Raw genomic sequence first — 605 nt, 5'->3', positions numbered from 1 at the left:
GCCGAACTCCTGGACTTCGAGGTCACCCGCGAGCTGCGCGGACTCGGTGCCGCACGTGCCGAACCGGTTGCCCGCCATCTTGTCGCCGCAGCCATCTATCTCGACGATGACCCCGCGCTTGCTCTTGCCCATGCACGCGCAGCCTCCGCGCTCGCGTCCCGAATCGCCGCGGTCCGTGAAGCAGTTGGGCTTGCCGCCTACCACGCGGGGGAGTTCACCACGGCGCTTGCCGAACTGCGTGCGGCACGCCGGCTCGACGGTTCTCCTCGCCACCTCGCCGTCATGGCGGATGCAGAGCGCGGGCTCGGGCGTCCCGAGCGGGCATTGCTGCTTGCACGTGATCCGGCCGCGGCCGAACTCGACGAGGCGAGCCGGGTCGAACTCCTCATTGTTGTGTCCGGCGCACGGCGCGATCTGGGTGAGCCGGCGGCAGCGGTCCTACTGCTGCAGGATGAGGTGGCTTCCACCAGATTGGAACCGTGGACGCCGCGACTGTGGTACGCCTACGCCGAGGCGCTGCTGGCCGCGGGCCGTCCGACCGATGCGGCCCGGTGGTTCGTCTCCGTGGCAACCGTGGACCACGACGAGGAGACCGACGCCGCCGA

At 70.1% G+C, this 605-nt stretch carries 1 protein-coding gene; it reads left to right on the top strand.

What is annotated here, in order from left to right; translation table 11 throughout:
• Positions 1-605: tetratricopeptide repeat protein (locus U9980_RS24805; protein ID WP_322770137.1), on the top strand; the 605-nt coding region annotated here is incomplete at both ends.

Source organism: Protofrankia sp. Cr1, assembly GCF_963555865.1.
Taxonomy (GTDB): domain Bacteria; phylum Actinomycetota; class Actinomycetes; order Frankiales; family Frankiaceae; genus Protofrankia.
Note: the sequence above shows the minus strand (reverse complement) of the source record. Positions and strands in the feature narration are given on the sequence as shown.